19 protein-coding genes are annotated in these 20706 nt (G+C 64.8%); 14 read left to right on the top strand and 5 right to left on the bottom strand.

From position 1 onward, the window contains the following. The first annotated feature begins 51 nt into the window (after window positions 1–51). The 4 genes from putA to AX756_RS06900 all read left to right on the top strand — a co-directional run bounded on the left by putA (window position 52) and on the right by AX756_RS06900 (window position 7034). On the top strand, window positions 52–3507 hold the full coding sequence (putA, locus tag AX756_RS06915) for a bifunctional proline dehydrogenase/L-glutamate gamma-semialdehyde dehydrogenase PutA (RefSeq protein WP_068309722.1): 3456 nt from the start codon (window positions 52–54) through the stop codon (window positions 3505–3507). A gap of 265 nt (window positions 3508–3772) precedes the next feature. Then, window positions 3773–4579: a trypsin-like serine peptidase gene (locus AX756_RS06910; protein ID WP_068309721.1), complete on the top strand. Its 807-nt coding sequence runs from the start codon at window positions 3773–3775 to the stop codon at window positions 4577–4579. A gap of 348 nt (window positions 4580–4927) precedes the next feature. Continuing rightward, on the top strand, window positions 4928–5386 hold the full coding sequence (locus AX756_RS06905; protein WP_068309720.1) for an Hsp20 family protein: 459 nt from the start codon (window positions 4928–4930) through the stop codon (window positions 5384–5386). A gap of 196 nt (window positions 5387–5582) precedes the next feature. Next, a complete protein-coding gene (locus AX756_RS06900) occupies window positions 5583–7034 on the top strand; it encodes an aldehyde dehydrogenase family protein (RefSeq protein ID WP_068309719.1) in 1452 nt (483 codons plus the stop codon). Window positions 7035–7268: 234 nt separating this feature from the next. Here AX756_RS06900 and aroB read toward each other — a convergent pair whose 3' ends face one another. Then, a complete protein-coding gene (aroB, locus tag AX756_RS06895) occupies window positions 7269–8381 on the bottom strand; it encodes a 3-dehydroquinate synthase (protein WP_068309718.1) in 1113 nt (370 codons plus the stop codon). Continuing rightward, window positions 8381–8902, bottom strand: coding sequence for a shikimate kinase (locus AX756_RS06890; protein ID WP_438938396.1), 522 nt, complete (start codon window positions 8900–8902; stop codon window positions 8381–8383). The genes aroB and AX756_RS06890 overlap by 1 nt, the downstream gene beginning before the upstream one ends. On the opposite strand from AX756_RS06890, the gene AX756_RS26030 reads away from it, so the two are divergent. The 3 genes from AX756_RS26030 to AX756_RS06880 are packed head-to-tail and all read left to right on the top strand — an operon-like array spanning window position 8901 to window position 11693. Next, window positions 8901–9212, top strand: coding sequence for a hypothetical protein (locus tag AX756_RS26030; RefSeq protein WP_163887124.1), 312 nt, complete (start codon window positions 8901–8903; stop codon window positions 9210–9212). The two genes, AX756_RS06890 and AX756_RS26030, sit on opposite strands and share 2 nt — an antisense overlap. A 4-nt stretch (window positions 9213–9216) precedes the next feature. Then, a complete protein-coding gene (locus tag AX756_RS06885; protein WP_068309716.1) occupies window positions 9217–10752 on the top strand; it encodes a hypothetical protein in 1536 nt (511 codons plus the stop codon). Further along, window positions 10749–11693 (top strand): site-specific tyrosine recombinase XerD, encoded by a 945-nt coding sequence (locus AX756_RS06880; protein WP_068309715.1) that lies wholly within the window; start codon window positions 10749–10751, stop codon window positions 11691–11693. Before AX756_RS06885 ends, AX756_RS06880 begins: the two co-directional genes overlap by 4 nt. A gap of 24 nt (window positions 11694–11717) precedes the next feature. On the opposite strand, the gene AX756_RS06875 is transcribed toward AX756_RS06880, so the two are convergent. Beyond that, a complete protein-coding gene (locus AX756_RS06875) occupies window positions 11718–12881 on the bottom strand; it encodes an FAD-dependent monooxygenase (protein WP_068309714.1) in 1164 nt (387 codons plus the stop codon). 96 nt (window positions 12882–12977) lie between these two features. Continuing rightward, on the bottom strand, window positions 12978–13400 hold the full coding sequence (gene dksA / locus AX756_RS06870; protein WP_068309854.1) for an RNA polymerase-binding protein DksA: 423 nt from the start codon (window positions 13398–13400) through the stop codon (window positions 12978–12980). A gap of 220 nt (window positions 13401–13620) precedes the next feature. Here dksA and AX756_RS06865 point away from each other — a divergent pair, with 220 nt between their 5' ends. The 7 genes from AX756_RS06865 to AX756_RS06830 all read left to right on the top strand — a co-directional run bounded on the left by AX756_RS06865 (window position 13621) and on the right by AX756_RS06830 (window position 19564). Then, window positions 13621–14460: an AAA family ATPase gene (locus tag AX756_RS06865; RefSeq protein WP_068309713.1), complete on the top strand. Its 840-nt coding sequence runs from the start codon at window positions 13621–13623 to the stop codon at window positions 14458–14460. 226 nt (window positions 14461–14686) lie between these two features. Then, the gene (locus tag AX756_RS06855; protein ID WP_068309711.1) at window positions 14687–15559 is read left to right on the top strand and encodes a J domain-containing protein; all 873 of its coding nucleotides are present in this window, start codon (window positions 14687–14689) and stop codon (window positions 15557–15559) included. Between the two features lie 58 nt (window positions 15560–15617). Beyond that, window positions 15618–16031, top strand: a complete 414-nt coding sequence (locus AX756_RS06850) for a Fur family transcriptional regulator (protein WP_068309710.1) — start codon at window positions 15618–15620, stop codon at window positions 16029–16031. A 250-nt stretch (window positions 16032–16281) separates the two neighbouring features. Next, window positions 16282–17157, top strand: a complete 876-nt coding sequence (locus AX756_RS06845) for a DMT family transporter (protein ID WP_068309709.1) — start codon at window positions 16282–16284, stop codon at window positions 17155–17157. A 42-nt stretch (window positions 17158–17199) separates the two neighbouring features. Next, window positions 17200–18474: a phosphopyruvate hydratase gene (gene eno, locus AX756_RS06840; RefSeq protein ID WP_068309708.1), complete on the top strand. Its 1275-nt coding sequence runs from the start codon at window positions 17200–17202 to the stop codon at window positions 18472–18474. Between the two features lie 89 nt (window positions 18475–18563). After that, a complete protein-coding gene (locus tag AX756_RS06835) occupies window positions 18564–19109 on the top strand; it encodes an NUDIX domain-containing protein (protein ID WP_068309707.1) in 546 nt (181 codons plus the stop codon). 14 nt (window positions 19110–19123) lie between these two features. Next, window positions 19124–19564, top strand: a complete 441-nt coding sequence (locus AX756_RS06830) for a cupin domain-containing protein (RefSeq protein ID WP_438938395.1) — start codon at window positions 19124–19126, stop codon at window positions 19562–19564. A gap of 6 nt (window positions 19565–19570) precedes the next feature. Here AX756_RS06830 and AX756_RS06825 read toward each other — a convergent pair whose 3' ends face one another. Continuing rightward, the gene (locus AX756_RS06825; RefSeq protein WP_068309706.1) at window positions 19571–20680 is read right to left on the bottom strand and encodes an anhydro-N-acetylmuramic acid kinase; all 1110 of its coding nucleotides are present in this window, start codon (window positions 20678–20680) and stop codon (window positions 19571–19573) included. Window positions 20681–20706 lie beyond the last annotated feature (26 nt).

Below are 20706 nucleotides of genomic sequence, written 5' to 3'. Positions count from 1 at the left end.
CCTGAACCGGACAGGCTAGAATGGCGCAGTTCATTTACACAGGCCACCCCGATGACCGAGACGCTCGACCCTGCCCGCGCACAGCTGCGCGCCCTCACCCTGCCGAACGAAAAGGCCCGCCTTGACGAGCTGACCGCGCTCGCCGCGCTCTCGCCCGAGGATCGCGCGGCGATCTGCAAATCCGCCGAAGGGCTCGTGAAGGCCATTCGCGGCTCCGACGATCCGGGCCTGATGGAGATGTTTCTGGCCCAGTACGGGTTGTCCACCGACGAGGGCATCGCGCTGATGTGCCTGGCCGAAGCCCTGCTCCGGGTGCCGGACGCGGCCACGATCGACGCGCTGATCGAGGACAAGATCGCGCCGTCCAACTGGTCCTCTCACCTGCGCAAATCCGCCTCCTATCTAGTCAACGCCTCGACCTGGGGCCTGCTGCTGACCGGCAAGGTGCTGGACAGCGGCCATCCGGGCCTGGCCGGAACACTGCGCGGCGCGGTGCGGCGGCTCGGTGAGCCGGTGATCCGAAGCGCCGTCGGGCAGGCGATGAAGCAGATGGGCAACCAGTTCGTCCTCGGCGAAAGCATCGACTCGGCGCTCAAGCGCGCGGCGAAGATGGAGGCCAAGGGCTACAGCTATTCCTATGACATGCTGGGCGAGGCCGCCCGCACCGAGGCGGACGCTCTGCACTATCATCGCGCCTACCTGCAAGCCATCCACGCGATATCTCCGGCGGCCAAGGGCGACGACATCCGCCGCAATCCCGGTATCTCGGTCAAGCTCTCGGCGCTGCATCCGCGTTTCGAGGTCGGCCAGCGGGACCGGGTCATGCGCGAGCTTGTACCGCGCGTCCGCGACCTGACGCTGGCCTGCAAACATGCCGGCATGGGGCTCAATATCGACGCCGAGGAGGCCGACCGGCTTGAGTTGACGCTGGACGTGTTCGAAGCCGTCGCCCGCGATCCGCGTCTGGCCGGCTGGGACGGGTTCGGCACCGTGGTGCAGGCTTACGGGCCGCGCGCCACGGCGGCCATCGACTGGATCGTCGCGCTGGCAAACGAGCTTGACCGCCGTTTTACCGTGCGGCTGGTCAAAGGCGCCTATTGGGATGCGGAGATCAAGCGCGCGCAGGTGCTCGGTCTCGAAGGCTTCCCCGTCTTCACCCGCAAACCGCTCACCGATGTGAGCTACATCGCCTGCGCCCGCCACCTGTTGAACGCGACCGACCGGATCTATCCGCAATTCGCCACCCACAACGCCCATTCGGTGGAGGCGATCCTGCATATGGGCGCGGACAAGGAGAGCTTCGAACTCCAGCGGCTGCACGGCATGGGCGAGCGGTTGCACCAGATCGTCAAGGACCGCGAGGGGACGGCTTGCCGGATCTATGCCCCTGTGGGCGCGCATCGCGACCTGCTGGCCTATCTTGTCCGCAGGCTGCTGGAGAACGGTGCCAACTCCTCCTTCGTCAACCAGATCGTCGACGAGGACGTGCCTGCCAGCGTGGTCGCCCGCGATCCCTTCGCCGAGGCCGACGCCGCGCTCGCGCGCCCCACGCCGGTCACGAATCCCGCCGATATCTTCGGCGAGGGGCGCAAGAATGCGCGCGGCTGGGACATTACCGATGCGGACGACCTAACCGATATCGACGCAGCACGCGCGCCGCACCGCACCGCTCGCTTCGCGGCTGGCCCGATCGTGGACGGGCGCGAATATACCGGCGACGGGCTGGAGATCGTGAACCCCGCTGATCCGGCCGATATCGTCGGCACGGTCGTGGAGGCGGATGCCTCCACCATCGAAGCGGCGCTGGCTGCCGCCAAGCCATGGGACGCCGCCCCCTTCGAGCGCGCGGCCACCCTGCGGCGGGCGGCCAATCTCTACGAGGAGAATTTCGGCCTGTTCTTCGCGCTTGCCGCCCGCGAGGCCGGCAAGACGCTGCTGGACGCCGTGGGTGAACTGCGCGAGGCGGTCGATTTCCTGCGCTACTACGCCTCCCGCATCGAGTTGCTGGACCAGCCTGCGCTCGGCACGTTCGCCTGTATCAGCCCGTGGAACTTCCCGCTGGCGATCTTCACCGGCCAGCTCTCGGCCGCGCTCGCCGCCGGCAACGCCGTGATCGCCAAGCCGGCCGAACAGACCCCGCTCATCGCCGCCGCCGCTGTGCGACTGCTACTGGAGGCGGGCGTTCCCGGCTCCGCGCTGCAATTGCTGCCCGGTCGCGGCGAGACGGTCGGCGCGGCGCTGACCTCCGACGCGCGTGTGGATGGCGTCTGTTTCACCGGCGGCACGGATACTGCCCGGCTTATCAACCGCTCCATGGCCGCGAACCTCGCCCCCTCCGCTCCGCTCATCGCCGAAACCGGTGGTCTCAACGCCATGATCGTCGACTCCACCGCCCTGCCCGAGCAAGCCGTGCGCGACATCCTCGCCTCCGCCTTCCAGAGCGCGGGCCAGCGTTGCTCCGCGTTGCGCTGCCTCTATGTGCAGGAAGACATCGCCGAGAGCCTGCTGAAGATGCTCAAGGGCGCGATGCAATGCCTGCAAATGGGCACGCCCTGGGAGCTCTCGACCGATATCGGCCCGGTGATCGACGCCGAGGCCCAGGCTATGATTGATGCCCATATTGCAAAAGCCTCCGAGGAGGGTCGGCTCATCTACCGCCTGCCCGCGCCGTCGGGTGGCCGCTTCTGTGGCCCCGCCGTGATCCGGGTGGACGGCATCGAGGATCTCGGGCGGGAGATCTTCGGCCCGGTGTTGCATGTGGCGACCTTCAAGGCCGCGGAGTTGAGCAAGGTGATCGACCGGATAAACGCTACCGGCTATGGTCTGACCTTCGGTCTGCACACGCGGATCGACGACCGCGTGCAATCGGTGGTGGACCGGGTGGCGGCGGGCAACCTCTATGTCAACCGCAACCAGATCGGCGCCGTCGTCGGCTCGCAACCCTTCGGTGGCGAGGGGCTGTCGGGAACTGGCCCCAAGGCGGGCGGACCCGATTACCTGCCGAAATTCACCGCCGTGCCACCGGCCGAAACGGAAACCGAAAGCTTCGAGACCGGCGCCAACCCCGACGATCTGCAAGCCGAACTCGATGCAGCGCGGAAAGCAGCGCCTGTCCTTCGGCAAACCGAGATGCCCGGTCCCACCGGCGAGTTGAACCGCCTGAGCACCCTGCCCCGCGCGCCGGTTCTCTGCCTTGGCCCCGGACGTGCCGCCGTGGAGGCGCAAGCCGCGCTGGTGCGGGACGCCGGAGCGGCACCGGTTGCGGTGACTGGCACGCTTTCGGCAGAGGCGCTTGGTCAGCTGGAGGGGTTCGGCGCTGTTCTCTGGTGGGGAGACGACACCGCTGCGCGCGCCTTGCGCAAAGCGCTGGCTGCACGCAAGGGCGCGATCCTGCCGCTTCTGACCGGCCGCAACCCGGCCTCCGCCTTCCACCTGGAACGCCATCTCTGCGTGGACACCACGGCTTCTGGCGGCAACGCCGCGCTTCTGGCGGCGGTTTCGCAGTAAGGGCCGCTCAGGTTCATCCGTGACAGTCTGTCCCGAGTCCCGCCCCCGCAAGGGCAGGACTCGGGACAGGTCGGTTTCGGCACGGGCGCCATCGGCCAAGGGCTCAGAGTCGTTTTCGACCACTTGCAGAAAAACAACACCTCGACCGGACAAGGGCGAGCGTGCGGGGACACAGGCGGTGACGGAATGACGGCCCAACCTTTTGCCACTTGCCATATTCCTGCCCGAAGCGGAGGATATTGCGAGACGATCCGCCGGAGATTTCATGTTGCGTCCCCTGATTTTCTTCCTTGCCTGCCTGCTCGCGGCCACCGCCGCCCGTTCCGAGGGGGAAACCCGGCTGGAAGAGCTTTCCACAGCCGATGATACGCGCGGCTGGGAAGCCGTCGGGCGCATCGACATGGGACATGGCAGCTTTTGCACCGGCGCGCTGATCGCACCCGACATGGTCCTGACCGCCGCGCATTGCCTGTTCGAGCCGGATACGGGCGAACTGATCCCGGTGGCACAGATGGAATTCCTCGCCGGGTTCCGCAATGGCCGGGCCGAGGCCTATCGTGGCATCCGCCGGGCGGTTTCGCACCCGGAATACGATTTCGGGTCCGACCAGAAGGTCTTCCGCGTCTCGCGCGACCTCGCGCTTCTGGAACTGGAGCGACCCATTCGGTCCACCCATGTGATCCCCTTCGACATTGCCGGTGCGCGGCTGCGAAAGGGCAACGAAGTGACGGTTGTCTCCTATGCCGAGAACCGCGCCGCCGCGCCCTCCCTGCAGCAGGTTTGCCACGTTCTGGAGAGCTATCGCGGTGTGGGAATGCTCTCCTGCTCCGTCGATTTCGGCGCCTCTGGCGCGCCGATCTTTCTCATGAGCGAGACGGGGCCGCGCATCGTTTCCGTCGTTTCGGCCAAGGCGGAGGCCGGCGGCCAGCCGGTAGCCCTCGGCGGACAGCTTCATGGCTCGATGGAAGCACTCGAGGAGGCTCTCTCTTCGGCGACTTATGTCGGCATGGGCGCGCGCCTGTCGGGCAGCCCGGATTCGAACCGACTGGGAGCGAAATTCCTCCGCCCGTAGCGGCGCAGCCAACCGCCTCCCCCAGACCAGGACTTCTAAGGAGAGCGCCCACCTCGTAGTCTTGCGAGCGCTCACCCAAGGATATTTGACGAAGAGGTTGAGGGCACCTTCTGCTTTTGTCTTCCCAGCAACTACCTCCTCCGAAGGCACGATCAGAAGAACCGTTCAGCCCCATTCGAAGCAAGCTGCAAGAACTCGATATTCTTCGACGGCCGACCTCTTGAACCCTCCGTTTGACATACCCAAGTATCGATCATCCGGGCGCCGCGGAGCGGGTCCGGTCCATGTGAACAGCGCCTGTCCGAACGGAAGGTGCATAAGACAACATCGCTCAAGAGAGGATGAATTATGCGTACACTTGACTTTGCCCCCCTCTACCGTGCCACCGTCGGCTTCGACCGCATCGCCGACATGATGGATCGGGTCATGGAAACCGACGTTTCCACCCCGACTTACCCGCCCTACAACATCGAAAAGACCGCCGACGATGCCTATCGCATTTCCGTTGCCGTTGCCGGCTTCGCGGAAAGCGAACTGTCCGTCGAGGTCAAGGAAGGCGCGCTCATCGTTGCTGCCCGCAAGGCCGAGGAAGACAAGGAGCGGACCTATCTGCATCGTGGCATCGCCACCCGCGCCTTCGAGCGCCGTTTCCAACTCGCCGATCACGTCCGTGTGAGTGGTGCCAGCCATGTCGACGGCATGCTGAATATCGATCTTGTGCGCGAGGTTCCGGAAGCTCTGAAACCCCGCCGCATCGAGATTTCCAATGGCAAGCAGGCGATCGAGGCGGAGACCGTTGACGTCTGATTGAAGACCGATATTTCCGCCGGCACCCTTGCCGGCGGGATACGAAAGGACGCGTTCCCCGCAGGGCGCGTCCTTTCTCGTTTCCGGCAAGCGACATCGTCGCCGCCTCCGCCCGGTCGGGACCGGTTGACAGACCGGCCCGGAAGGGATTGCCTCCCATTCGGAACCCGGCGCATTTCGAGGGAGAAGGACCGACATGAGCGACGCAACTTCAGGATGGTTCGACAGTACCGAGATGCTCATCGGCGGGGTCTGGTCCGGCTCGGCACAACGATTGCCGGTGGAAAACCCCTCGACCGGCATCGTGATCGGCGAGATTGCCCGAGGCACCTCTTCGGAGATCGATGCCGCCGTTGCCGCCGCGCACTCCGCCCTTCTGGGGCCCTGGGGACGATCGACCGCCGTGGAACGCGGGCGGATCCTGACCAGGATCGGCCAGCTCGTGCAGGAACGTCTCGGAGATCTGGCCCGTCTCGAAGCGCTCGATGTCGGCAAACCGCTGAGCCAGGCCCGCAATGACGCGGTGGCACTGGCACGTTACATGGAGTTCTACGGCGGCGCGGCCGACAAGCTCATGGGCGAGACCATCCCCTATATGGATGGCTACACCGTCTATACCCTGCGCGAACCGCTCGGGGTGACCGCCCATATCGTCCCGTGGAATTATCCGATGCAGATCATCGGCCGCTCGGTCGGCGCGGCGTTGTGCATGGGCAATGCGGTTGTGCTGAAACCGGCTGAAGAGGCCTGCCTGACCGCGCTCGCCTTTGCCCGGCTGGCGGAACAGGCAGGCTTGCCTGCGGGCGTGCTGAACGTGATACCCGGCCTCGGCGAAGAAGCCGGCGCGGCGCTTTCGTCGCATCCGGGTATTCAGCACGTGTCTTTTACCGGTTCCTACTCCGTCGGGCAGGCCGTCCAGAAAGCGGCAGGCGAGAACGTCGTGCCGGTGACGCTGGAGCTTGGCGGCAAGTCGCCACAAATCCTCTTCGAAGATGCCGATATCGACGCCGCGCTGCCGTTCCTTGTCAATGCCGGCATCCAGAATGCCGGACAGACCTGTTCGGCTTCCTCCCGTATTCTCGTACAGTCGGCACGATATGACGAGGTGGCCGAAAAGATGGCGGCCCGCTACCGGCAGTTGCGCGCCGGTCCTGCCGAGTCGGATCTCGAACTCGGCCCGCTGATCTCGGAACGCCAGAAGCAGATCGTCGAGGGGTATCTGCGCCTTGGCGCGGACTTGGAAACCCTCGCCACGGGCCGTGTCATCGACGATGCGCCAAAAGGTGGCCATTACGTGGCGCCGCATCTGATCGCGGGCGCCCGCCCCGGACATGTGCTCGCCCAGGAAGAAATTTTCGGTCCGGCCCAAGTGCTGCTGCCTTTCGAGACAGAAGAGGAAGCCATCGCCATTGCCAATGGAACCGGGCTCGGCCTCGTCGCCGCGGTCTGGACGACCAATGGTGCCCGGCAGATGCGCATGGCCAAACGCCTTCGTGCCGGCCAGGTGTTCATCAACAATTACGGTGCGGGCGGCGGCGTGGAGTTGCCTTTCGGGGGGACCGGAAAATCCGGACATGGCCGGGAGAAAGGTATGGAAGCGCTGTATTCCTTCTCGCAACTCAAAACGGTGGCCTGCCTGCACGGTTAGGTGCCCTTTGACCCGGAGAGAGACGCTTCCGCACATATCGCATCTAAGAGCGGTCCTCCGGATCGTGCCTCCGGCGGGGATATTTGACGTCAGAAGAACGTGTCGGGCTCACCCAGTATTCTTCTGACCGAAAATATCCCGGGGGTTTGGAGGCAGCGCCTCCAAGATCCGGCATCAGGCCGGACTCGACAAAGTCCACAAAAGAAACAATTTCAGTGCGTTGAAAGGAAAAACTCACACAACCCGATCGAGTTCGTCCTTCAGAAGCCGCAAAACCTCGTCGCGGGGGACATCGGCGGTCACGAAGGCATGCCCGATACCACGGGTCAGGATGAAACGAAGCTGGCCAGCGACCACTTTCTTGTCCTGCCCCATCAGATCCAGAAGCGCCTCGGCCGAGGGTAGATCGCCCGGAATATCCGCGACATCAACCTTCATGCCCATCTGCCGCAGATGCGCGCGCACGCGGGAAGGATCCTCCTGTGAGCAAAGGCCCAGGCGCGCGGACAATTCGATTGCCAGCGCGCAGCCGATGGCGACGCCCTCGCCATGCAGGAGCCGGTCGGAATACCCCGTCGCTGCCTCCAGCGCGTGGCCGAAAGTGTGGCCGAGATTGAGCAGCGCGCGGTCGCCCTGCTCTGTCTCGTCGCGGGTAACGATATCGACCTTCATCTGGCAGGACCATTTGACCGCTGCGATCCGCGCGCCGATATCACCCGCGGCCAGCGCCGGGCCGTGTTCTTCGAGCCATTCAAAGAATTCCAGATCGCCAAGCAACCCGTATTTCACGACCTCTCCGTAGCCGGCCAGAAAGTCGCGCGGTGTCAGCGTGCCGAGAAGGTCCACGTCGGCCAGCACATAGGTGGGCTGGTAGAAGGCGCCGATCAGGTTCTTGCCAGCGGGCGAATTGATCGCGGTCTTGCCGCCGACAGAGGAATCCACCTGCGCCAGAAGCGTCGTTGGTACCTGGATGAAACGCACGCCGCGTCGGATGATTGCAGCCGCGAAGCCGACAAGATCGCCGATGACCCCGCCGCCAAAGGCAATCACGGTATCCGAACGCTCGATGCGCTGTTCCAGCAGCCACTCGACACATCGCTCCAGGTTCGACCACGACTTGGTGCTTTCCCCCGCCGGAAGCGTCAGGGAGACGACGGAGACCCCCTCGACCGCAAGCGCCGCCTTCAGCGCCTCCAGGTGCAGGGCGGCCAAGTTCTCGTCGGTGATGACCGCCACCAGAGGGCGATTCAGGAACGGCTTGATGCGATAGCCCGCCCGGGCAAGAACTCCGGAACCGATCCTGATGTCGTAGGCGCGTTCGCCCAGCGGCACGTGCACGATTTCCATTAGCGCTTTTGCTCCTCAAGTACATCGGGACGGGCGCGCAGCGCCTCGATCACCTTGTCGACCATATCGGCGATGGCATACTCAGCCCGCGCCTTCACGGCGAGGTCGGCCTTGGCATAGACAGGCGCCCGAGCCGCATAGATTTCCTCGAGCGTCGCACGCGGATTGGATGTACGCAACAGCGGGCGGGTCTCCTTGTGCTTGACCCGGTTCCAGAGCAGCTCGACATCGGCATCCAGCAGCACCGAAATCCCGCGCTCATGGATCATTTCCCGGTTTCGCTCGGCAAGAAAGGCCCCGCCGCCCGTCGACAGGATGCCCGGCGCGCCGTCCAGAAGGCGGGAAATCACTTCCGTTTCCCGGTCGCGAAAGAACTGCTCGCCATCGCGCAGGAAGATCTCCGCGATCGACATCTGCGAGGCTTCCACCAGTGCTGCATCGCTGTCGATGAACGGCACGCCAAGCCGCGCAGCCAGCGCCGTTCCGACCGCCGTCTTGCCCGCCCCCATCATGCCGACCATGACCACTGTTTTCTTCAGCACCGCTGTCAACTGTTTCTCCTCGTCGCGCCTCACCCGGCGCGGCTCCGCCGAGGAAAAAAATTATCTCCCTCAATGGCGTGAAATCCCCCGGGATGCCATGTATAAAATCGCCAGACGCTCGCACGAAGGCGCAGGGAAAGAAAGCAGGCAGGAAATGTGGCGACTGATCAAACTTCTGTTCTTCCTGGTGGTAATCGCCGGCATCGGCCTTGTCGGCTATGCCTATATTGCCGATCTGACGCCAACACAGCAGCGCGTCAGCGAGCCCGTAACGCTCGACGTGGATTGAGCAGATGCGCGTAACGGCTGTCGTTTTCGGGCTGGCCCTGCTTCTGGGCGGGGAAAAAACCGTGGCCCAATCCTCCGATGATCCGATTTCGGCCATCGACTGGCTCACCGAGAGCCTGAGCGAACCCGTGGCCATGCCGGGTAGACAGGAGCCGGTGACGCCCGGCATCGTGACCGAAACGATCAGCGTGCAGCCGTTGAATGCGCCCTCGCCCGATGGCGTGGGCCTGTTGCCCCGCTCGGTGACCGGACTTCCGGCAAATCTCTGGGGCAGTTCGGACCGCGAATCGTTGATCCGCGCCATTGCCGATTTCCCGGTCGAGCCGCTGCCCGCCGTGCAGGACCAGTTCCGCCGCATCATGCTGGCCGAGCTGGACCCGCCGGCATGGTCCAGCCCGGACGCGCCGCTGTTGCAGGCCCGGATCGACGCGCTGCTGGCGCGTGGCGCCGTCGAGGAAGCCGAGGCGCTTCTGGAACGCACGAGTTCGCAGCAGCCGGAGCTTTTTCGCCGCGCCTTCGATGTCGGGCTGCTGACCGGGCGCGAACAGGCGGCCTGCGCCCGGATGCGGGCGGTGCCGGGTATCTCGCCCTCCTTCCCTGTCCGCATTTTCTGCCTCGCGCGCACGGGTGACTGGCCGGCTGCAGCGCTGACCCTCGAATCGGCCGAGGCGCTCGGCCAGCTCACCCCCGAAGAGGACGCGCTGCTCGCGCAATTCCTCGACCCCGAACTATCCGAGCTCCTGCCGCCCACCGCAGCCCCGTCCCGGCCCAGCCCGCTGACCTTCCGGATGCTGGAGGCGATTGGCGCGCCCATGCCCACCACGCCGCTTCCGCTTGCCTTTGCCCATTCGGATTTGCGCCCCACCGCCGGCTGGAAGGCCCGCGTGGAGGCGGGCGAGCGGCTGGCGCGCGCCGGCGCCCTGCCGCCCGAAGTGCTGATCGCGATCTATGGCGAACGGCGACCGGCCGCCTCGGGCGGTGTCTGGGACCGGGTCGCGGCGGTGCAGGCGCTGAACGAGGCGTTGGAGGCGCAGGATGCGCAGGCCGTACGCGCGGCCCTGCCCAAGGCGTGGGAGCGGATGGCCGCAGCCGGCCTCGCCCTGCCCTTCGCCCGCGCGCTCGCTCCCGAAATCCTTGCGCTCAACGAAATGAATTCGGACTCGCTGGCGCTCCGGCTGGGCCTGCTCTCGGATGCCTATGAAACTGTCGCGCTGGACGCCGCATCCATCCCCGAGGCGCTGACCTTTGCCAGCGCCATCGCCGCCGGGCGGGTCGAACAGGTACCGCAGGATGCGCTGTCGCAAGCCATCGCCGCCGCGTTTTCCACACCCGTGCCCCCCCTGCCGCCGGAGCTGACCGCCTTTCTGGACGAACAGCGGCTGGGCGAGGCGCTGCTATCGGCGTTGAAATCACTCGCCAGCGGCGCCGATTCAGACCCGTCGGTTCTTGCCGGCGCGCTGGCCTTCCTGCGCGCCATCGGGCTTGAAGATACCGCGCGCCGCGCCGCCTTGCAGATCCTGCTGCTGGAGCGGCCGGTATGACCGGACCGGCCCGCGCCGATCTCTGGATCTCGGGCTTTCTCGAAGCGCAATCGGCCGAGTTGGACGCCGCGCGCAATACCTGCCTCGCCTATGGGCGCGACCTGCAGGATTTCACCGCATGGCTGGAACGCGACGGGGCCACTCTCGCCAGCGCGGACCGGGACACGGTGGAGCGCTACCTGATTCACTGCGACGCGCAGGGGCTGTCGCAGGCGACGCGCGCGCGGCGGCTTTCCTCGATCCGCCAGCTTTACCGCTTCGCCTTCGAAGAAGGCTGGCGCGGTGAAAATCCGGCCATCCAGATCCGCGGACCGGGCCGCCGAAAGAGCCTGCCGAAGACGCTCTCGGTCGCGGAGGTCAGCGCGCTGCTGGAGGCGGCCGGCGAATTTGGGCGCAGCGAGACGGACCAGCTGCGCAACCACTGCCTGTTGCAATTGCTCTACGCGACCGGGATGCGGGTGACGGAACTGGTCTCCCTGCCGGTCATGGCGGCGCGCGGCGACCCGCGCATGTTGCTGGTGCGCGGAAAGGGAGACAAGGAGCGGCTGGTGCCACTCTCCGCCACCGCACGCGCGGCCCTTGCCGAATGGCTCAGCCGGCGCGATGAACTGGAGGAAGCCGCCCGGCTCAAGGGGCAGCCCCCCTCCCGCTTTCTGTTTCCATCGACCGGCAAGGCCGGGCACCTGACCCGGCATCGTTTCTACGGTCTGGTCAAGGAGATCGCCGTGGCCGCCGGCGTGTCGCCGCAAAAGGTCACGCCGCACACGCTGCGCCACGCCTTTGCGACCCATCTTCTGGAAGGCGGGGCCGATCTGCGCTCGATCCAGACGCTTCTGGGCCATGCGGATATCTCGACCACCGAAATCTATACCCACGTGCTCGAAGAACGGCTGCGCGAGCTTGTGCTGGAACATCACCCGCTGGCCAAACACGGCAGGTGACAAGTCGCGAAAGTTGGCGCGAATCTAGGCCGTCACGTCGTGACTATAGAGCCATTTGAAACGGTCGGGCATGAAGCCGGGCATCGTCCTGCCGATCATCCGCAGCCCCATATGGGCGATACCGCGCACCGGCGCGCTGCTCAGGTGGTAGTTACGGGCATTCGCCGTGCCTGCATCGACGATTCGCTTGCAGCGCGGGGCACGCAGGGCTTCGTAGCGCGCCAGCGCGGCGTCGCGACTCTCGGAACTGTCGAGGCAATCGGCCAGCACCCAGGCATCTTCCATTGCCATGCAGGCCCCCTGCGCCAGGAAGGGCAAGGTCGGGTGGGCCGCGTCGCCCATCAGAACGGCGTTTTTGCCATGCCAGCGCGGCGCGACCGCGTGTTTGAACAGGCCCCAGACGATCACGTCCTCGATGCGTTTCAGCCAGCCGCGCACCGGATCGCCGAATTCACTGAACAGTTCCCGGAACTGGTCGGGATCGCCGGGATGGTTCCAGCCATCCTCCGTCCACTCGCCGCGCTCATGCACACCCACGAGATTCAGAACCGTGCCGCCGCGCAGCGGGTAGGCCACAAGGTGCCGCCCCGGCCCCATGAAGACATGCGCTTCGTTCGGCACCTCGCCCGGCTCGATCGGGAGCATCGCCCGCCAGGCGACGTGACCGGTAAAAAGGGGTGTCTCCGGACCCAAAAGCGCCCGGCGTACACAGGAGCGCAACCCGTCGGCGGCAACGACGAAGGGAACCTCCCGCGCGCCCAGATCACGGATATTGAGCACCGGTTGGCCGCCATCGAGCGACACCTCCTCGACGCGCGTGCCCAGCTCGATTTCGACGCCAAGCTCACGCACCGAGTCGAGCAGTATCTCGACCAGATCCGCCCGGTGCACGAGGCCGAAGCGCCCGAACCGGGTCAGGTCGAGCCGCAAAACCTCCGTGCCGCGGGCATAATCGCGCAACGCGGCGCCGCTGGAGGTCACGGAAACCTTTTCGAAGGCTTCGCCAAGCCCCATCGCATCAAGCACGCAGCCCGCGTTTGGCGAAATCTGAATGCCCGCGCCAACCTCGGCAATGGCCGGCGCCTGTTCGAGGATACGTACCGATGCTCCCCGCATGGCCAATGCCTGCGCGAGGCTCAGGCCGGCAAGCCCGGCGCCGAGAATCGTGATTTCCTGCCCGATCAGCATCAGCGGTCCTCCAGATACGACGAACGCCGGGAACATGTCCCGGCGCACTCGAATTACTCACAAAGCAGCCAGCCCGTAAAGGACTGAAATGCATTATCAATCGTCGCGGTGAACCTTTTCGCGGCGCTCGTGGCGTTCCTGCGCCTCAAGGCTCAGCGTGGCAATCGGACGGGCATCGAGACGCTTGAGCGAGATCGGTTCACCCGTTTCCTCGCAATAACCGTATTCGCCCTCGTCGATCCGGCGCAGAGCCGAGTCGATCTTGCCCACCAGCTTGCGTTGCCGATCCCGGGTCCGAAGCTCCAGCGCGCGATCCGTTTCCTCGCTGGCGCGGTCGGCCACGTCGGGGATGTTGCGCGTGCTGTCCTGCAGACCCTCGATCGTATCGCGGCTGTCGGCAAGCAGATCTTCCTTCCATGCGAGCAACTTACGCCGGAAATACTCCAGCTGGCGCTCATTCATGAAAGGCTCGTCTTCGGCGGGGCGGTAGTCTTCCGGCAGAAAAGCTTCCTGTTTCATCCCTGCTCCCTCTCGCATTTCAGCCCGCGTCAGTTGTTCCGCGCCGTTTTCCGGCAGCTCATTTTCAATTCGGTCATCTGTCACAGGCATCGTATCTCCCTTGGCGCGCTACCTACTCCAAGCATACCGGGTTGTCACTTACAAAAAGCACAGGCAGGGTGGCGTAGATACGGGACAGGCCCAAGCTTCAAGAACACGATCCAAGAGGCGGTAAAACCAAATGAAATTCTCGGGAACAGATTCATATGTTGCCACGGACGACCTGAAGGTTGCCGTCAATGCGGCGGTGACACTTGAGCGCCCGTTGCTGGTGAAGGGCGAACCGGGCACCGGCAAAACCGAACTGGCCCGTCAGGTTTCCGCAGCGCTCGGCCTGCCGATGATCGAATGGCACATCAAATCCACCACCCGCGCCCAGCAGGGCCTTTATGAGTATGACGCGGTGTCTCGCCTGCGCGACAGCCAACTCGGCGATGAGCGCGTGCATGACGTGGCCAATTACATCAAGCCCGGCAAGCTTTGGGACGCGTTCGCGGCGCCCGGCAAGGTGGTGTTGCTGATCGACGAGATCGACAAGGCCGATATTGAGTTCCCCAACGATCTGTTGCAGGAGCTCGACCGGATGGAGTTCCATGTCTACGAGACAGGCGAGACAGTGAAGGCCGTCAACCGCCCCATCGTGATCATCACGTCCAATAATGAAAAGGAGTTGCCCGACGCCTTCCTGCGCCGCTGCTTCTTTCATTACATCCGCTTCCCGGACATGGACACGATGCGGCAGATCGTCGAGGTTCATCACCCCGGGATCAAGCAGGCCCTGCTCACCACGGCCCTTACCCAGTTCTACGAGATCCGCGATCAGCAGGGGCTGAAAAAGAAGCCCTCCACCTCGGAAGTTCTGGACTGGCTCAAGTTGTTGCTGGCCGAAGACCTGGAAGCCGAGGACCTCCGCCGTGACAGCACGCAAACCTTGCCGAAGCTGCACGGCGCGCTGCTCAAGAACGAACAGGATGTGCACCTGTTCGAACGGCTGGCCTTCATGGCGCGCCGCGGCCGCTGATGCGGCGCAGATGTCTAAAATTTCGTTAAATGTCAAAATTCTAGGAGCCGGCTGACCATACCGGCTCCTTCTTTTTGCCTCGTTTCGTTGCGACCAATTTCCCATGCGCCCTTGAAGGGCACGCGGAAGAACTCCTGCAGACCCGGTTTGTCTTTCGGAGTTTCAACGTGTTCCATTCCCAGCGGCATAGGGCGGCGAGAGCCTTCGCCCATTTGGAGCCGTACCGATGACGGTGCGGCAGGATTTCCCCGAGGCGCGGGACCTCGGGCTCGTTCCCGGCTTGAGCCGGGCCGAGCTTCAGCGCGTTTATCGCCAGCTCGCGCGCGAATACCATCCCGATGGTGGCCGTTCGGGTTCTGCCGAAATAATGCTCTACATCAACACATTACACGACAGACTCAAACAATCGCTCGAAGTCGGAGAGCCGCCGTCACGTCCCGCTCAACCGACCCCGCCCACGCCCGCGCCCCCCAGGACGCCGAAACCCGCCAACCGGCCCGAGAAACCTCGCCCGGCCCGCACCCCGGCCATGGAGCGCACCGCGCCGCGCAGCCGCGAGACCGCGATACCCGACAGCCTCGGGGAGCTGTCCCTCACCCGGCAGGCACGCGAGTTGATGAGCGCGGCGCTGATCGAGGCGGTCGATGCTTGGCTAGTGTGCAACCGGGGTGTGCCGCGCAACGCGCTGCGCCGGCGGATGCTGGTCCGGCTTGGCCGGATCGGTCCGGTCAGCTGCCCCGGCCTGCACATGCCTGAACGGGTGAGCATGGTCCCCCGGGCGCTACGATTCCATTTCCGGTCCAGCCCGGTCGAGGGGTTGAACCTCGTGGCCCTGCCAGCGCTGTCCAATGAAGGCATTTGCCTGCACCCAACAGGCGAGGTCTCTGTTCTGGAGGAAGCGTTCATCGCCGGACAGGACCGCTTTTCGGTGGAGGCCGGCTGGGCAAGCGCCCATGGGTTCAACTTGGCCTATGCCGGCCGGGTCCTGCCGGTCGAGCTGTTGTTCAGGCCGGGCGAAAGCGACTTCAGCGCGAGCCTGTTCCGCCTGCCCAACCAACGGTTCCGCGGCGTATTTTCTCCGCCCGGCAGCACGCCCTGAGGGTTTTACTCGAAGTGGCAATCCAGTAACCTGCCCCCTCAAGGGCAAGGACGGACCGATGAGCGAGAGCATTCTGAAACGGCTGGAGGCGAAGGGCCTGCGCATGACAGGCCAGCGCCGGGTGATTGCCGAGGTGCTCGGCGAATCCCAGGATCATCCGGATGTCGAGGAACTCTATAACCGGGCCTCCGAGCATGACCCGAAGATTTCCATCGCGACCGTCTACCGGACCGTGAAGCTCTTCGAGGAGGCCGGAATCATCGACCGGCTGGAATTCGGCGACGGGCGTGCCCGTTACGAAGACGCCGATCGCGAGCACCACGACCACCTGATCGACATCAATTCCGGCGAGGTTATCGAATTCGTAGATCCTGAGATCGAGGCGCTTCAGGAAAAGATCGCAGAGCGGCTCGGGTTTTCCCTCAAAGGCCATCGGCTGGAGCTGTACGGGGTGCCGCGCAAACGCGGCTGAGCGGCGCTTTCATAGCAAAGGATGCATGTTCCGGCGTCTCCTGCTGCGCAAGGGGCGGTCGCGCTCGAACGCTCCCTGCCCTGAGCCAACCGCGCGCCGCGCTCCACACTTCAGGCTGTGACGGCGGTTGCGCTCCACGCAACCCGGCTTTTCACGGGTAGCGGCGGTTTGGCGCTTTGTTATCGCCCCAAAAGCGGTCTACACGGGGGCCAAACACGGTTTTGGCACTAGGAAAGGCCGGACTCTCAGTATGGGAAATCTGCGCGGCGCAGTTCTGATGATCATCGCGATGGGGCTTTATGCCTTCGAGGATCTGCTCATCAAGCTGGCGTCGGTTCATGTCGCGATTGGCCAGCTTCTGCTTTGCATCGGTGTGCTGGGAAGCCTGATCTTGGCTGTTGTCGTGCGGTTCAACAGGCGGCCGCTGCTGTCACGGGATTTTCTGCACCCAATGGTCATCACGCGCAATCTCGGCGAGCTTGTCGGCGCTTTCGCTCTCGTGACGGCGCTTGCGCTGACACCGCTGGCCTCGGCCGCCTCGATCCTGCAGGCGCAACCGCTGGCCGTCACATTGCTGGCTGCGCTGTTTCTTGGCGAAACCGTCGGCTGGCGGCGGTGGCTGGCGATCCTGGTGGGGTTCGCCGGCATGCTGCTGATCATTCGCCCCGGCACGGCCGATTTCGACGTCGCCTCGCTGCTCGCGGTTCTCGCGGTGGCCTGTTTCGCCATCCGGGACCTCGCCACGCGGGTCATGCCGCGCGGCATGAACTCGCTCCAGGTGTCGCTCTGGGCCTATTACTCCATTGCCCTGATCGGCGCGATCCTGACCCTGAAACAGGGCAACTTTGCCCCCGTCCCGTCCAATGCAACCTGGATGCTGATCGGGATCGTTCTCGCCGGCACGCTGGGCTACTATCTCATCGTCGAGGCCGTCCGGGCCTCCGAGCTATCCGCCATCGCGCCGTTCCGCTATTTCCGGCTGGTCGTCGCCCTGATTCTGGGCGCGATCTTCCTGGCGGAACGCCCCGATACGTTCACCCTGACCGGAGCGGCGTTGATCGTCGGATCCGGTTTATACGCACTTGCGCGGGAACGCGCAGTTTTCACCGCGGCCCGACAAGGGTAGAAGGGCCACGAGTTTCATGACCGCACGGAAAGGACCGTCGCTATGAGCACCATCATCGACATTCACGGACGCGAGATTCTTGACAGCCGGGGCAACCCGACCGTCGAGGTAGACGTCATTCTCGAAGACGGCACCATGGGCCGCGCCGCGGTTCCCTCGGGCGCCTCGACCGGTGTGCACGAAGCCGTCGAAAAGCGCGACGGTGACAAGTCCAAGTTTGGCGGCAAGGGCGTGAGCCAGGCCGTCGCCGCCGTCAATGGCGAGATCGCCGAAGCCCTCGTCGGCTTCGACGCCACCGACCAGGTTGGCCTCGACTATTCCATGATCGAGCTGGACGGCACCGAGAACAAGGGTCGCCTCGGCGCCAACGCCATCCTCGGCGTCTCGCTTGCCACCGCCAAGGCCGCGGCCGACTACACCGGCCAGCCGCTCTATCGCTACGTTGGTGGCACCGCCGCCCGCGTCCTGCCGGTTCCGATGATGAACATCATCAATGGCGGCGAGCACGCCGACAACCCGATCGACGTGCAGGAATTCATGATCATGCCCGTCTCCGCGACGTCGATCCACGACGCCGTGCGCATGGGCTCCGAGATCTTCCACACCCTGAAGAAAGAACTCTCCGCGGCAGGCTTCGCCACGGGCATCGGCGATGAGGGCGGCTTTGCTCCGGCGCTGTCTTCCACCCGCGACGCGCTGGACTTCGTTCTGAAGTCGATCGAAACCGCTGGCTACAAGCCGGGCGACGACATCGTTCTGGCCCTCGACGCCGCCTCCACCGAGTATTTCAAGAACGGCAAATACGAGATGAAGGGCGAAGGCCTGTCGCTCACCTCCGAGGAGAACGTCAAGTATCTCGAAGCGCTCTGCGCCGATTACCCGATCTTCTCGATCGAAGACGGCTGCTCGGAAGATGACTGGGAAGGCTGGGCAATGCTGACCGAGGCCCTCGGCGGCAAGGTGCAGCTGGTCGGTGACGACCTCTTCGTGACCAACCCGGCCCGCCTGGCGATGGGCATCGAGAAAGGCGTCGCCAACTCCATGCTCGTCAAGGTCAACCAGATCGGCACGCTGACCGAGACGCTGGCCGCCGTCGAAATGGCCCACCGCGCCAAGTATTCCAACGTCATGTCGCACCGCTCCGGCGAAACCGAGGACGCCACCATTGCCGACCTCGCCGTCGCCACCAACTGCGGCCAGATCAAGACCGGCTCCATGTCGCGTTCGGACCGTCTGGCCAAGTACAACCAGCTGATCCGCATCGAAGAGCAGCTGGCCGAGAGCGCCATCTACGCTGGCAAGTCGATCCTGAAGTAATCGCTTCAGACGACTGACAACACGGGGGCCCGTCCGCAATGCGGGCGGGCCTCTCTCTTTGTCCACCAAAGCCTTTTGGGAGCGCAGACATGCCTCGAACGATCGAGCAGATCTCCACGCGCATCGCCTATCAGAGCCGATGGATGACCGTGCGCGAGGACGCCGTCCGCTTTCCCGATGGCTCCCCCGGCACGTTTTCCGTCGTCGACAAGGGCGAATTTGCCGTGATCGTGCCGATCCATTCCGATGGCCGCATCCAGCTTGTCAGCCAGTATCGCTACCCCGTTCAGGGTCGGTACTGGGAAGTGCCGCAGGGCGGCTGGGAAGACCGGCCCGATGCCGACCCGGCAGACCTCGCGCGTGGCGAGCTCGAGGAGGAAACCGGCCTGCGCGCTGGACGGATGGAGCGGATCGGCCGTTACCACCAGGCGCCGGGCTATTGCAGCCAGGGCTACACGCTCTTCGTCGCCCGCGACCTCACGCCCGGAACGCTCAACCGCGAACATGCGGAACAGGACATGGAAACCGCGGCCTTCCCACTGCCGGACCTGCTCGCCATGATCGAGGACGGGCGGATGCGCGACACGACCTCCCTCGCGGCCATCGGCCTGCTTCGCCTGAAAAACCTGCTCTAACGATAAAGAGACTCATGACCGTTTCCATGTTCCCCGCCCAGATCATTTCCCATCTCGGACTGCAGCAGCATCCCGAAGGCGGCTGGTATCGACAAACATGGATCGAGGATCCGAGCACGGGCGCGCGCCCGGCGGGCACGTCGATCTATTACCTTCTCGAACGCGGCCAGCGCAGCCATTGGCACAAGGTCGACGCCACCGAGATCTGGCATTTCTACGCGGGCGATCCGCTGATCCTGTCCATGAGCGCAACCGAGGCCGGCCCCCGCTCGGAGCAATGGCTCGGCCCCAACCTTGCGGCCAGCCAGTCGCCGCAGATCATCGTGCCCAATGATCACTGGCAATCCGCGCGCCCCTCGGGCGGCTGGGCGCTTGTCGGCTGTACCGTGTCTCCGGGGTTCTCCTTCGAGGGCTTCACGCTGGCACCGCCGGATTTCGACATCCCGAGCCACTGAGGCCCGCTACGCCGCGCCAGAGTTCGGATAGGAGATTTCCCCGCCGCCCACGGCTGCCCCAACACCGGTGGTAGATGGGAAGGAAGTCGGCAAACCACGCGCCACCCGGACGGCCAGATAGGCAAAGGCCTGCGCTTCCAGCATGTCGCCATTCAGTCCGACTGCCTCGACCGGGTCCACCTGGCAGCCCATCCCTTCGCGAATCATTTCCATCAGCACCGGATTGTTGCGCCCGCCGCCGGTCACCAGCAGACGGGAAACGGGCCGGGGAAAGAACTCGGCGCCCCGCAACACGGCAACCGCCGCCGCCGCCGTAAGCGTCGCCGCCGCGTCTTGCGTGGAGAGGCCTTCCACCTGTGCCGAGAGCGCAGCGAAGTCGTCCCGGTCCAACGATTTCGGCGGTATCTTCATGAACCAGGAGTGGCTGACAAACCGGTCCAGCACCTCTGCCGACACCTCTCCCTGCGCCGCGACCTTGCCACCCTCGTCGAAAGGCAGGCCAAGCCGCGCCTGCACCAGGTCATTGATCGGCGCGTTGGCCGGCCCCGTGTCAAAGGCGAGAAGCGCGTTTTCCTCCTCCGGCGCCGCTTTCGTCGGGTCGACCCATGTCACATTGCCAACCCCGCCAAGGTTGAGAAAGGCCAGAGGTTCCTCGGCCTTGATCCATTTGGCCAGCGCGAAGTGAAAGGCCGGCGCCAGCGGCGCCCCCTGCCCGCCCAGCTGCACATCGGCGCTGCGGAAATCCCAGACCACCGGCAGGCCGAGCGCCTCGGCCAGAACCTGACCGTCGCCCGCCTGATGCGTGCCCCGCCCGGCCGGCTCATGCGCCAGCGTCTGGCCGTGAAACCCGGCCATCGCCACATCGTTGAAACCGGCCATCAGTTCGGCATGGGCCTGCTCCACCAGGGCGGCCGCCTCGTCAACGCCCTCCTGCCCCGGCCAGCGCCCGAGGGCCGCGCGCAGCACCGCCCGCTCGGCATCCGAATAGCTGCGATAGCCATGCTCTCCAAAGCTCGCAATCCGCACGCCATCGGTCTCGATCACCGCCGCGTCGACCCCGTCGAGCGAGGTGCCGGACATCGTTCCCAGCACAGGTATGACACCGTGTTTCAACATGCTCTTTCCCTCGCCCGCCGCCGCCG

Origin of the sequence: Aliiruegeria sabulilitoris (assembly GCF_001558155.1) — a bacterium.
GTDB classification, from domain to species: domain Bacteria; phylum Pseudomonadota; class Alphaproteobacteria; order Rhodobacterales; family Rhodobacteraceae; genus Tropicimonas; species Tropicimonas sabulilitoris.
The sequence above is the reverse complement of the archived record's forward strand: the minus strand, read 5'-3'. Positions and strand labels throughout refer to the sequence as shown.

Excerpts from the sequence above, each read along its gene's own strand:
- AX756_RS06850 (WP_068309710.1), top strand. The coding sequence starts at position 15,618 with ATGAGCGAGAGCATTCTGAAACGGCTGGAGGCGAAGGGCCTGCGCATG.
- dksA (WP_068309854.1), bottom strand. The coding sequence starts at position 13,400 with ATGAAACAGGAAGCTTTTCTGCCGGAAGACTACCGCCCCGCCGAAGAC.
- AX756_RS06855 (WP_068309711.1), top strand. The coding sequence starts at position 14,687 with ATGACGGTGCGGCAGGATTTCCCCGAGGCGCGGGACCTCGGGCTCGTT.
- eno (WP_068309708.1), top strand. The coding sequence starts at position 17,200 with ATGAGCACCATCATCGACATTCACGGACGCGAGATTCTTGACAGCCGG.
- AX756_RS06910 (WP_068309721.1), top strand. The coding sequence starts at position 3,773 with ATGTTGCGTCCCCTGATTTTCTTCCTTGCCTGCCTGCTCGCGGCCACC.
- AX756_RS06900 (WP_068309719.1), top strand. The coding sequence starts at position 5,583 with ATGAGCGACGCAACTTCAGGATGGTTCGACAGTACCGAGATGCTCATC.
- AX756_RS06885 (WP_068309716.1), top strand. The coding sequence starts at position 9,217 with ATGCGCGTAACGGCTGTCGTTTTCGGGCTGGCCCTGCTTCTGGGCGGG.
- AX756_RS26030 (WP_163887124.1), top strand. The coding sequence starts at position 8,901 with ATGACCACTGTTTTCTTCAGCACCGCTGTCAACTGTTTCTCCTCGTCG.
- AX756_RS06905 (WP_068309720.1), top strand. The coding sequence starts at position 4,928 with ATGCGTACACTTGACTTTGCCCCCCTCTACCGTGCCACCGTCGGCTTC.
- AX756_RS06875 (WP_068309714.1), bottom strand. The coding sequence starts at position 12,881 with ATGCTGATCGGGCAGGAAATCACGATTCTCGGCGCCGGGCTTGCCGGC.
- AX756_RS06865 (WP_068309713.1), top strand. The coding sequence starts at position 13,621 with ATGAAATTCTCGGGAACAGATTCATATGTTGCCACGGACGACCTGAAG.
- AX756_RS06825 (WP_068309706.1), bottom strand. The coding sequence starts at position 20,680 with ATGTTGAAACACGGTGTCATACCTGTGCTGGGAACGATGTCCGGCACC.
- AX756_RS06830 (WP_438938395.1), top strand. The coding sequence starts at position 19,124 with ATGACCGTTTCCATGTTCCCCGCCCAGATCATTTCCCATCTCGGACTG.
- AX756_RS06845 (WP_068309709.1), top strand. The coding sequence starts at position 16,282 with ATGGGAAATCTGCGCGGCGCAGTTCTGATGATCATCGCGATGGGGCTT.
- AX756_RS06890 (WP_438938396.1), bottom strand. The coding sequence starts at position 8,902 with ATGGTCGGCATGATGGGGGCGGGCAAGACGGCGGTCGGAACGGCGCTG.
- AX756_RS06880 (WP_068309715.1), top strand. The coding sequence starts at position 10,749 with ATGACCGGACCGGCCCGCGCCGATCTCTGGATCTCGGGCTTTCTCGAA.
- AX756_RS06835 (WP_068309707.1), top strand. The coding sequence starts at position 18,564 with ATGCCTCGAACGATCGAGCAGATCTCCACGCGCATCGCCTATCAGAGC.
- putA (WP_068309722.1), top strand. The coding sequence starts at position 52 with ATGACCGAGACGCTCGACCCTGCCCGCGCACAGCTGCGCGCCCTCACC.
- aroB (WP_068309718.1), bottom strand. The coding sequence starts at position 8,381 with ATGGAAATCGTGCACGTGCCGCTGGGCGAACGCGCCTACGACATCAGG.